Source organism: Kamptonema animale CS-326, assembly GCF_028330895.1.
Classification (GTDB): Bacteria; Cyanobacteriota; Cyanobacteriia; order Cyanobacteriales; family Microcoleaceae; genus Kamptonema; species Kamptonema formosum.
This window is the reverse complement of the sequence record NZ_JAQMUA010000066.1, coordinates 1-12,306: the sequence shown is the minus strand read 5'-3', so window position 1 is coordinate 12,306 and position 12,306 is coordinate 1. Positions and strand designations below refer to the sequence as shown.

The 12,306-nt window shown below is 45.9% G+C and carries 7 protein-coding genes and 1 pseudogene; all 8 read right to left on the bottom strand.

Annotated elements, in window-relative coordinates:
• Positions 1-295: 295 nt before the first annotated feature.
• Positions 296-1,399 (bottom strand): dTDP-glucose 4,6-dehydratase, encoded by a 1,104-nt coding sequence (gene rfbB, locus PN499_RS04005; protein ID WP_272030409.1) that lies wholly within the window; start codon positions 1,397-1,399, stop codon positions 296-298.
• Positions 1,400-1,501: 102 nt separating this feature from the next.
• Positions 1,502-1,879 (bottom strand): response regulator, encoded by a 378-nt coding sequence (locus PN499_RS04000; RefSeq protein ID WP_019487575.1) that lies wholly within the window; start codon positions 1,877-1,879, stop codon positions 1,502-1,504.
• The gene (locus PN499_RS03995) at positions 1,872-5,546 is read right to left on the bottom strand and encodes a response regulator (protein WP_272030408.1); all 3,675 of its coding nucleotides are present in this window, start codon (positions 5,544-5,546) and stop codon (positions 1,872-1,874) included. The genes PN499_RS04000 and PN499_RS03995 overlap by 8 nt, the downstream gene beginning before the upstream one ends.
• A gap of 9 nt (positions 5,547-5,555) precedes the next feature.
• Positions 5,556-5,714, bottom strand: coding sequence for an ATP-binding protein (locus tag PN499_RS29555; RefSeq protein WP_334311653.1), 159 nt, complete (start codon positions 5,712-5,714; stop codon positions 5,556-5,558).
• A gap of 393 nt (positions 5,715-6,107) precedes the next feature.
• Positions 6,108-6,192, bottom strand: a pseudogene (locus tag PN499_RS29640) (ATP-binding protein); the annotation flags it as partial.
• Positions 6,193-6,530: 338 nt separating this feature from the next.
• Positions 6,531-9,173, bottom strand: a complete 2,643-nt coding sequence (locus tag PN499_RS03985) for an MASE1 domain-containing protein (protein ID WP_272030407.1) — start codon at positions 9,171-9,173, stop codon at positions 6,531-6,533.
• 385 nt (positions 9,174-9,558) lie between these two features.
• Positions 9,559-10,932 (bottom strand): ABC transporter substrate-binding protein, encoded by a 1,374-nt coding sequence (locus PN499_RS03980; RefSeq protein WP_272030406.1) that lies wholly within the window; start codon positions 10,930-10,932, stop codon positions 9,559-9,561.
• A 146-nt stretch (positions 10,933-11,078) separates the two neighbouring features.
• On the bottom strand, positions 11,079-12,026 hold the full coding sequence (locus tag PN499_RS03975; protein ID WP_272030405.1) for an RsmB/NOP family class I SAM-dependent RNA methyltransferase: 948 nt from the start codon (positions 12,024-12,026) through the stop codon (positions 11,079-11,081).
• Positions 12,027-12,306 lie beyond the last annotated feature (280 nt).

The following is a 12,306-nucleotide window of genomic DNA, read 5'->3' as shown; positions in this document are numbered from 1 at the left end:
TTAGCCATTAGCCATTAGCCTACGATCGCGCCACCAAAAACTACTATCTCTGTCTGATAGCGATAATTAATAGTATTTCCCTGTTGTGGAAATCTCGTAGACGAGCGATCGCACCCTTAAAAACAACAGCTTGTCCTTGAGTTCGGTAACTCTTTAAATCAGGGACTACATTCAAATTATCAGCCAGAATCACTCGATAATTCTGCCCTTTGGATTAAGCTTCATTAAATCTTAATAAACTTGACAAATTAGAGAACGGATGATAATAGAGCAGCCGATGATTATTTCTTCTTCTCTAAGCGTAAACCTGGCGATAATAAGCTTGATATTCCTCAGATAATAGCGGTTCCCACCAATCGCGCTCAGCCAAATACCACTCTACCGTTAGCCTTAACCCTTCTTTAACTGTTACTGAAGGACTCCAGCCTAATTCTTCTTTAATTTTGGTGGCATCAATAGCATAGCGGCGATCGTGTCCGGGTCTATCCTTGACAAAAGTAATCAACTGTTCGCAGGGACGCGCTGGTAAATCACTCGCCAATTCATCCATTAATTGGCATAGCATCCGTACTAAATCCAGATTTTTTACTTCATTATTGCCACCAATATTATAAGTTTCCCCAGGTTTTCCTCGATGAATCGCACAATCCAAAGCGCGGCAGTGGTCGATAACATAAAGCCAATCTCGTACATTCTGCCCATCTCCATAAACAGGTAGGGGCTTACCTAAGAGCATATTAATGCACATCAGGGGAATTAGCTTTTCTGGGAAATGGTAAGGGCCGTAATTATTTGAGCAATTCGTGATGATTGTCGGTAGACCGTAGGTGTGAAAATAGGCTCTAGCGAGGTGATCGCTACCAGCTTTCGATGCTGAATAGGGACTATTAGGAGAATATGGTGTCGTTTCTGTAAAGGCTGGATCTTCTGGGTTGAGACTACCGTAAACTTCATCAGTAGAAACGTGGAGGAAGACTCCCTGCGGCTTGTGAGGTGCGATGGAGAGACTTTGCCAATGGTGACGGAAAGCTTCCAAGAGGGTAAATGTGCCGACTACATTGGTTTGAACAAAAGCTGCTGGCCCTAAAATGGAGCGATCGACGTGAGATTCAGCCGCAAAGTGGGCGACAGTATCGATGTTTTCCGTTTGCAGTAAAGTATCTACCAAAGCGCGATCGCAAATATCACCGACAACCAACCGAAAATTCTCGCCACCCTCCAAACTCGCTAAAGTTTGGCGGTTGCCCGCATAAGTTAAAGCATCTAAGACTACTACTCTGTCATCAGGATAACTGCTGCACCAATGATGGACAAAATTCGAGCCAATAAACCCTGCCCCACCTGTAATTAATATCCGGCGTGGCGATCGCAATTCACCTTCGTTCCAACTGTCTGTCATACAGATAAAATTTTCTCTTAACAATTCAGCAAATAAAAACGTCCCGATCGCCTTGATGATTGCTCTAGACCATCATCCTACCTCTACTGAGGTCAGTGGTGACTAATTTACTGCGCGGCTACTCAGTAACATCTCAATCTTCCCCAACAGGCGGGGAAACTCCACCGGCTTAGTATCATAGTCATCGCAGCCAGCAGCCAAACACTTCTCCCTGTCCCCCGCCATCGCATGAGCCGTCAGGGCAATCACAGGAATAGTATTAGTTTCCGGCGTAGCCTTAATTTGCTGCGTTGCTTGCCATCCATCTAACACTGGCAGACTCATATCCATCAGAATCAAGTCCGGCACCTTCGAGCGAGCCATCTCTACCCCCTCGGCACCATCAACCGCAATCAACACCTCATGTCCTTTGCGAGCCAAGCGCCTAGAGAGCATATCCCTATTCATTTCATTATCTTCAACCAGCAGAATCTTAGCCATTAGTTTCCTCCTTCCTGGGCGTGCCCTGCCTGCGGCCAAGGCTGGCATTTACTAGAGCGCGAACATCCCGCAGGAGAGCATCTCGACTGTAAACTCCTTTCTGTAGGATCTGCTCCACGTAACCATTAAGGTGCAGGCGTTCTCCAGGCGTGAGGTCTTTAGCGGTGATGACGATGATTGGTATCGGATCGTCACTTGCCGAGTTCTGAATTTCAGAAATAAACTGAAAACCATCCATTTCCGGCAGCATTAAATCGAGCAGGATTAGGTTCGGCGGTGCAAAAGCTAGCTGCTTAAGGGCTGCGCGACCGCTGTCGGCTTCCGCCACTAGCCAGCCTTCTTTTTCCAGTATGCGCCGCAGCATTTCGCGGGTGGCAAGATCATCTTCCACAATCAGAATTTGACCAGTTAAACTGCCGCTGGTAAAGTTTAGGTCGCGTCGGTATTTGCTCAAAAGATGAGCGAGGCGCTTGCCATCTACTGGCTTGGTGAGGTAATCCGATGCACCCAAGGCAAATCCCAGGCTTTTGTTGCCAACAAACGATAGCAGGATGACGGGAATATCGGCAAGATCGGGGTCAGCTTTGAGGGCTGCTAGCACTGCCCAGCCGTCCATTCCTGGCATCATCACATCCAGAGTAATTGCGTCTGGGCGCAGTTCTTTGGCCCGCCGTAATGCTTCGGTGCCAGTGGCGGCTGCTTCGATCCGCAGTCCTTCACGAGTGAGCGATCGCTCGATCAGATCGCGAGCGATTTGGTCGTCGTCAACTACTAGCACTGTCCCAGAAGTAATCGGAGTTGGGGGCCGATCGGTGATTTCTGGTTCTGGGTTTTCGGCTTGGCGATCGCTAAATTCGCTGGGCAATACCACAGTAAAGACTGTACCCTCTCCTAATGCACTTTCTACGGCGATGTCGCCACCCATCATTTGGCAAAATCGTTGGCTAATAGCTAAGCCCAAACCAGTACCACCGTATTTGCGGGTGGTAGAAGCATCTCCTTGAGTAAAGGGTTGAAACAACTGCTTCAACTGTTGTGGATTCATCCCAATCCCCGTGTCAGCAACCCGAAAAATTAAAGAATCACAATCGTAAATTAAAAATTGCGAAAGTATATCTGGGTTTTGCAGGATCGGTAGCAATGTCCCCTGACTTTGTTCGGGGATAAGATTGACCTCTGGGCCGATCAATTTTTCATTTTTAACTCTTTCGACAGTAAGCGTAATTGTACCCTCCTGAGTGAACTTGGCGGCGTTACTGAGCAGGTTTAAAAGTATCTGCCGCATTTTAGTCACGTCCGCATACATAGTGCCGGTGCTGTTAGGGCATAACACTTTCAGAGTATTGCCGTTTTTCTCGACTAGGGGTTGGGCGGTGGCGACAACCCCATCAATTAAGGCAGGGATGTCAAAGTTTTCTAGGTAGACATCCATTCGCCCTGCTTCAATTTTAGAGATGTCTAGGATATCGTTGATCAAAGAGAGTAAATGTTTACCTGCGGTACGGATTTTATCAAGATCGGGGATGAAATCTTTGACTGCTAAATCTTCGGCTTCTTCAGCAAGCATTTCACTGTAACCGATGATCGCGTTCAAAGGCGTTCGCAGTTCGTGACTCATATTGGCGAGAAACGTACTTTTGGCACGGTTGGCAGATTCTGCGGCTTCTAGGGCTAATTGACAAGATACTTCTGCTTTTTTGCGATCGCTAATATCTTCAACAGTGCCTTCGTAACAGGAGATCGCACCCCCCGATGCCCGAACTGCACGTGCGTTCTCGGAAATCCAAATAATACTACCGTCTCGGCGGTATACTTCTGACTCAAATCTCAAGATTTCATTCTGCGTCTCCATCGCTGCTAGAAATTCCTGGCGACGGTTTGGGTCTACATAAAGTTGGCTGCCAATGTCTGTCAGTTGTGCCAGCATTTCTTCGGGGTTGCTGTAGCCGTAAATGTGGGCTAGGGCAGGATTGGCGCTGATGTACCGCCCATCGGCGGTACTTTGAAATATGCCTTCTACTGCGTTTTCAAAGATGCTGCGGTATTTAATTTCTGCTTGCCGTAGAGCCGCTTCTGCGCGCTTGCGCTCTAAGGCATTTGCCAGCATTTCTCCTACCATTTTGAATAGGGTTAATATTTCTGGCGATCGCGTTTTTGGGGATGGTAGGGCATCGAATCCCAGGAACCCTACCAGTTCCTTACTACAGACTAAGGGAATAATAATTACCGATTGCATTTTTTCTGTAGCGCTATCCCAGAGAGGAGCAGAAAAAGTCTCTTCCTGATGGCGATCGCGCAGACAAGCTACTTCCGCTAAAATATTAGTCGGTTGGTTGTCTAGTTCGGGAATGTAAACATTTTCAAATCGATCGAGTTGTTCTACGATCCAGGGAATTTGCGATCGCCTCACTGTTTTAAGTCTGCCCTCTTGGCTATCAATCCCCGCCGCGCACCATTCACACACATTTTCTAGTTGAGTGCCATCATCAGCAAATAGATATATATAACTGCGGTCAACAGCACTTAATCTGCCAATCTCTTCCAGGGCTTGGTGAATGCCCAAATCTATCTCCAGAGGAGATAAACTAATAAAGTGGGTTGACAAATTGGTAATTAGCTGCTCAAATTGAATCCGATATTCCAGGTCTTTTTCTACTTGTTGGCGCTCAGTCACATCCCGAAATATCCATACTCGACCGACAATTTTTTTCCCAACTTGGGAAGGGTGAGAACTTACCTCTAAAATTCTCCCATCTTTAAATTCTAACAAATTGTTAATCTGTGCATCCGGCTCAGCCGACAATTTGATTGCAGTTTTGAGAAAAGCTTGGGGATATTTCAACTGGCGGATCACGAACGGGAGAGCTGTGGGCGGGCCATTGCCAGGTTGCGCTAAAAGCATGGAATTATCAACTAAACCCCACATTTCCACAAACTTTTGATTAAAATTACTGACTTTTCCCTGGCGATCTAGTGCGAGAATACCCGCATCTGTGGATTCAAATACTGCTTGTAACATAGAGAGCGATCGCTCTAACTCTCCCATCAAACGCTGGCGCTCTGCAATATCAAAAAACACCAAAACACCACTACCGTCTCCACCTACAATCGGATTAAAAAAGTAGGAAACTGATAAAATCGTCCCATCCTGACAGAGGAACTTACCATCTGAGTTGCTGCAAGCCTGACCGATGGCGATCGCTTCCCTAAGAGATAATTGAGTTTTCCGTGCCTTAATCTCACTCTCAGATGCTCCTTCCTGTCTGCTTCCCCGTTCCCCTTGTACCCTTGTCCCTGCTTTCCCCAACGTGACACCAATTCGAGCCAACAGAGGCGCACCAGCCAGTTCTGAAAACCCCCACCCCAGTAAGCGTTCCCCTTCGGGGTTGATATAGAGCACGTAGCCTCTAGCATCTAAAGTACAAAGTCCCACGCCTAAACTATCCAGTACCGCCGACAGTCCATCCACTTCCCACAAGCCAGAGGCTTCATAGTCCAGAGTCTCCGCCTCTGCATCGAGCGGTTCGGTATCAATTAACTCCTGTTCTTGACGGCTATAGCGATCGTTCACCTGCTCTAGAAATTGCTGCCACTGCTGTGCACCCAGAGGCGGGGACTCTAGGCTCAGGCCGAGCTCTTGAAGTTGGCGCTTGAGGTGAGGGTGCATAATTTATAGTTACGCTATATTTATTAATTTATTAGTTGTCAACTCATTTCTAGTTTTTAGAGGATAGTCCACATTGTCGGGAAAGAACACGGTGAAAGTAGAGCCAACACCTATCTCACTTTCAACTATAATTTCATCCCCCATCATTTTACAGAACTGTTGGCTGATAGCTAGTCCCAGAACAGTAACTCCATACTTGCGGGTAGTAGAAGCGTCAGCTTGGGGAATGCTTGAAATATATGCTGGAATTGGTTATTAGCCATACCAATTCCAGATCGCGGACTTGAAAAATTATCAAGTTAGAGATGTAAGATGCGGAAATTTTGAGATAGTGGTGTTGGACTCCCAAGTCTTGGTAGTTGTGAGATGGCAGCGTTGCACTCGTAATGCTTTCCGGTTGAGACTGGAAAGAGCTTGGAGAAATTCCTTCAGTTTCCTTTGTTCCTGACAAAGTTAAACTCTCCGGGTAGGCTACGTCAAGGCGGTTTTGAGTGGGAAGAGGAAGCAAATTTCCCCCATCTCCCCGATTTCGCCGTCTTCCTATCTCCCCATCTCCCTGCTTTCTACTCCCTGAGAGCGTAATCGTACCTTCCTTACTAAATTTGGCAGCATTACTAAGCAAGTTTAGTAGCACTTGCCGCACTTTAGCTAACTCTAACTCTTGTTGTATGCGCTTGCGCTCGGTAATGTCTCGGATCGTGCTTTGGGTGGCGAGTTGACCTTGATAGGTGATGCGAATCGCGATCGGGTCGTAGTAATTTAAAAGCCCATAGCTAAATTTAAGTACGTCCTGGTTGAGAGTTTTATCCCACCCTCTAAGGTAAAGCAAGTTGCGCGTAAATGTCTGATCTTCTTTAAATTTAACTGCCAGGAGTTTCAAAAATATACAAGTTAAAATCAATACAAATCCAGCAGTAAACATTATTGGCTGCGGTCTGGTAAATTTAGTAAAGATCTGATTGCAGAGGCGAGCGAATAATAAACTCATAGAGATGCCTCTGAATCACCCATAGATGTTGATATTTGGTCGAGAGTAGCCGGTAGCCACATAGTAAAAGTGGAACCTTTATCTAACTCACTCTTAACACTGATATCTCCCCCCATCATCTGGCATAATTTTTTGGTAATCGTTAGCCCTAAGCCAGTACCGCCGTACTTTTTGGTGGTTGAAGAATCTGCTTGCGTAAACGGATCGAACACTCTTTCTAACTGTTCTGGGCTCATGCCAATTCCAGTATCGCTGACAGTAAAGACGATCCATTCTGTCAATTTGGGAGAGATACCTTCAGTTTGCTTCGTTACTCGCAAGCCTTCCTCCTTACCCAAGCTGCGGGGTTTGGAGAGATTGTTTCGTTCCTCCCACAACTGCGGGGTTTGCAAAGATTGCTTGGTTCCTCCCAAAGCTTCGCCATGCTTAAGTGTGGAGTTAGAAGAAATTCTCCTGCGTACCCCATCTTCCCCTTCTCCTCCTCTCCCCATCTCCCCTGCTTCGCGGGTGACTGTCAAAGAAATCGCACCAGATTTAGTAAACTTAGAAGCGTTGCTGAGGAGGTTAAGCAGGGATTGGCGAACTTTGGTCAAGTCCGAGTACAGATCCCCGATATCTTCAGCACAATTAATATTAAAGATATTGGAATTTTTATCGGCTAGGGGTTTGACAGTTGCTACCACTTCCTGAATGAGCATGGGGATGCTGAAGGTTTCCCACTCTAGGCTCATTTTGCCTGCTTCTATTTTTGAGAAGTCGAGAATATCTTTAATAATTGCTAATAAATGTTTGCCTGCATTGTTAACTCTTAAAAGGTCGTCGGCGAATTCTTCTAAACCTTGTTCTTCGGCATCTTCTCGCATCAATTCGCTGTAACCAATGATGGCATTTAGAGGAGTTCGCAATTCGTGGCTCATATTGGCGAGAAACTCGCTTTTAGCACGGTTGGCAGCTTCAGCGGCTTCTTTCCCTTTGCGAAATTCATCGGCGCGTTTGCGTTCGGTGATGTCACTTGCCATAATTAAGACGCACTGTTGTCTGCCGATGTCGATGGGTTCTACTGAGAGTAGCCAATCGCGAATTTCACCAGATTTTGTGTAAACGTTAACTTCCCAGTTTCTAGCGGAGTTTTGTTGTTGCAATTGTTGGGCGATGCTGTCGCGGTCTTCGGCATTGACCCACATTCGTAACTCCGTCCATGTACGACCGATGAATTCTTCGCGATGCCAGCCTAGTTGTCGCAGGAAACTGTCATTAGCATCTACAAAGCATCCATCCTTGAGGGTGCTGATGCTGATACCGACGGGACTAGAGTAAAAGGCTTTAGAAAATCTTTCTTCGCTCGATCGCAAGGCGGCTTCTGCTAGTTTTTGGTCGGTGATATCTTGAATGGTGCTGGCAATGCGGGCGCTGGTAACGGCGGCTTGTTCGCAGACTGTGCGATCGCTCCCGTCGGGCAGAATTAGTCGGTAGTCTATTCTATAAGCCTTTTTCTCATATATGGCGAGATCGATCGATTGCCTGACTAATTCTCGATCTTCAGGATGAACGTACTGTAAAAATTTCTCTTGGCTGGGTTTAAAAGCTCCAGGGTGCTGTCCAATAATCCGGTAAATTTCGTCTGACCACCGCAATTGGCCTGCTGTAATGTCTAAATCCCAGTTGCCTAATTGGGCGATACGTTGGGCGTTGGCGAGGCTGGCTTCATTGGCTCGCAGGGAGGCTTCTGCTTGTTGGCGTTCGGCGACTGTGGCGGCTAAAACGAGGGCGGTGACGGCGATGACGGTGATGAAGGCTTGTAGGGATAAAATTGCCTGGGGAGTGCTGTTAGCGTGTTTGAGAAAGGGGCCAGAACCCCGGGCGATGCCCCAAATCGCAAAGGAGGAGAGGATCAGGTTGGCGATCGCGGTACTGCATTGACCAAAGCGGAAGGCTGCCCAAACTACTAGGGGAAAGGGTAAGTATTCTAGGGGATAGCGAGCGTAGGCGGCTCTGGTTCGGGAACAGAAGACGAGCCAGCAAATTGCTACTAACACTAGAAACCAGATAACAGCTTCAACACTGTGTCTGGGTTTTTGCGGGAGTTCGGGCCATTTCTGCCAAGTTAAGAGGACGGGGGCCACGAGTAAAATTCCCATTGCGTCTCCCAACCACCATGTCCCCCAAGTGCCGGCAAAATCGCTCCACTCCGATAAACCGGATAGACATTCGTTTAAAGTCCCGATGGTGGAATTGACGATCGCGGAGCCGAAGGAACCTAAGATCACGAGTCCCAAAACGTCTCTGAGGCGATCGAGCTTAACTGAGAAACCGATGTGGTGCAGCAGGGCCACCCCAAACAGGGGTTGCAAGGTTCTGCCGGTGGCTGACATTAATGCTGCTATCAAGTATCCGGGTTGCTCGGAAAGAGTGAATAGAAAGCCGCCGATCGCTACTCCCGGCCAGAGGGAAGGCCCAAATAGCAGCAGTGCGGCCTGGGCAACTCCGGCCGCCGGCCACATGGGTGACACTTCTGAACTCAGCATCAGGCTGGAGATTGCAAATTTGGCAGCCAAAAAGTAGAGAGCGGCGATCGCGGCTACTGTTAGGAGGTATCGCCCAGTTTGTCCTTTAATAAAGTTAAGGAACTTTGTCTCCATTGGGATTTGCAGGAGGGGTAGGTCGTGGATGGGGCATCAAGAGCTGCGAGCCGCCCTGACAGCAGGGAAAAAATGCTTCTATAGCTGATGGTAGGCGATCTGTTGCCGATCGGGTTAGAACCTATAGCGCTTTTTACTTAGACGATCGCAGGCTAATTGCTAATTGCTAATTGCTAATTGCTAATTAAAAGCCGTACCTAGCAAATTGAAAACGGCTATGTAGCGATTGCAAGTGAGGTACGCACCTACCAATTATAGAAGAAGGGACTACGATGCTCAGGACTAGGGACTAGGGAAAGAGGGGGAGATGGGGAGGATGGGTAATTAGCCTGTCTTCCATTAGCCTGTCTTCCATTAGCTATTAGCCATTAGCCATTACCAATTACTACTTATTAAAAATTAAGTTTAAACGCTTTTGAGAGTCCTTGAGGGCATCTTCCGGGCGGCTGCCTAAAAGGGTTGCTTCTATGGCACGACCTAAATTTTCGGACAACCGAGAGTAACCGGAAATAATGGGTCGCGATCGCGCTGATTTCATTTGTTCTAGGAAAACTCGCAAAACTGGGTTGCGATCGACAAATGCCTGGTAGGTCTGACTTTCTCTTGATTTTAGATTAATTGGCAGATATCCAGTGCCTAATGCCCAAGCTGTTTGGAATTCTTCACTTAGAACATACTCTAAAAATTCCCAGGCTGCTCGTTCTCTTTGAGGTGACGTTTTCATTACATATAGGTTTTCTCCTCCCGTGACTGCCGCTGGGCGTTTGAGGACTGGGATTGGCAACACGCCGTAATCTATGCCGCTTTGCTGCAATTGTAATAGCGTCCAAGGCCCAGTAATTTGCATGACCACTTTGCCAGCGATGAAATTATCGAGTTCGTAACCTCTCTCTGGTGCGGAAAGTGTTGCCGATCCGTCTTTGAGGATATTTTGCCACAATTGCAAGGCCGCGATCGCACCTGGATTATCTATACTAGGAATTGCTGATTGAATATTTTCTATTTGTGTTCCCAGTTCTGATTTGCTATTAACAAATTCACCGCCAGCACTGAACATGAAGGGCAACCAAGTAAAAACTACCCATTCTCCTTTGCCTAGCGATAGCATCAGACCGTATCGCTCTTTACGCCCATCTTTATTTCGATCTTGAGTAAGAGTTTTCGCGGCAATTCTAAACTCTTCCCAAGTTTCAGGCAATTTTTTGATACCTGCTTCTTTAAATAAGCTAGGACGATAAAAAATAGCAGTGTTGTTAGTACCCAAGGGAATTGACCAAGTGTGGCCGTCGAGTTCCATTGACTCAAATAAAGCTGGATCGATTTCTACTTTCAGGGGAGATTTATCTAACCATTCTTCTAAAGGTCTAATTGCTTGTAATTCTACTAGCTGACCTGCAATGGTGGGATTGTACCAGAGTAAATCTGGCGGTGTATTTCCCACTACTGAGGTTAATATTTTTGGCATCTGTTGGTCTGGTTGACCAACGTAGAGTGCTTGGATTTGGATTTTGGGGTGAGTTTGATTAAATTTGTTTACGAGAGATTGAAATATGTCGCGATTTGGCGGCGGGTTGATGCCATGCCACAGGGTAAGATAAATAGTGCCGCTGTTTTTAGATTGGGAATTTGGATAATTTTGACAACCTCCTAAAATCAGTAAACCGATCGTCAAGACAATTGAAGAAATTAGTTTCCCTTGTCTTCGCCAGCAGCGAGTGATTCGAGATGTAGTTGTGAAAACAAATTGAGATAAAATCATTGTAAATCTTATTAGTCCGCGTAGGCGGACTTTGTTTGTCTAGCCGCGATTTCAATCGCCAGGATATTTTTAAAATTTGTACTAAGCTGGGTGCTGCCATAATTTATATCTTACATTAAAAAATGTATTTTCCAAGCACTCCTACCCTACAACTTAAATCTGGTAGCATCTAAGAAATCTGCTGAGAGTTGATTTATCCGTCCTTCCTCTTGATTTTGAAATAGAACTGTAAAAGCACCTGCTCCTAGTCTATCTTGCGGCCACATCCGATAGCAATGTAAATTTGTTAAATGAGATTGATGAGCTGCCAAATCAGGAACTTCAACTGGCTGAAATTGGGGAAACTTAGCGATAAACCATTCTGTGACTTGTTCATTTTCTGCGGGTGAGTAAGTACAAGTCATATAGGCGAGATATCCTTGTGGTGCTACTATTTTAGCCGAGTTAGCTAAAATTCTTTTCTGACGATTAGCATTACTATTGATGGTTACTGGATGGAAGCATCCGGGGGCTTTTTCTCCTTTAGCAAGTAATGATTGACCTGTACATGGTGCATCTACTATTACTAGATTAGCAGTTTGAGGTATAATTTCTGCTAATTTTTCTGAATCGGCACTGGTGACAACCGATTGGCTAATTTGGCAACGCTTGAGGTTAGAGATTAACATTCCGATGCGTTTGCCAATAACTTCGTTAGATATGAGTAATTCTGGGTGTAATTTTTTCCAAGCAAAGATACTTTTACCTCCCGGTGCGGCGCACATATCTAAGATTAGTTTACCTGGTTGAGATATAGTTAATAATATGGAGGCGGCGAAGATTGAAGAAAAATCAAGACAGTAATAATGTCCGCTTTCGTGGAGTTGATGTTTTCCGGGTTTGGTGTTGATAGCAAGTCTATCTACAAATTCGGGTTGCCAAGGTGTGGGAGTTTCAACAGTAAAAGGGTGGATTGTTGGTTTGGGTTGTAGCCAAAGTATGCAAGGATTAAAGGGTTGAGGATTGACTATCGCTTGGATAAATCTTTCTTGTTCTGTGGTGTCAGTAAATAGGTTACGGGTAAGTTTTAGTAAGAGGTTAGAAGGTTTTTCCATATTTAAGAAGGTACGATCGTCGGTTAGAGATTTAAACTATTACTCTTAGAGACAAGAATAAATAGGAATTACGCACCCAACCAAAGAAACCGGGTTTTTTGACGAAAATACTTCATTTTTACCCAAAGATTCTCTCAAAAACCCGGTTTCTGGAGCCCCATATGTAAGTCCTACTTAAGCTGAAGCCGTCAGGGGTTAAAACCCCTGTCTAATAAATGAAGTCCTCTGAAGAGGACTAATGAGTTTTCTTAGTCCTCTTCAGAGGACTTGATCTTTGAGA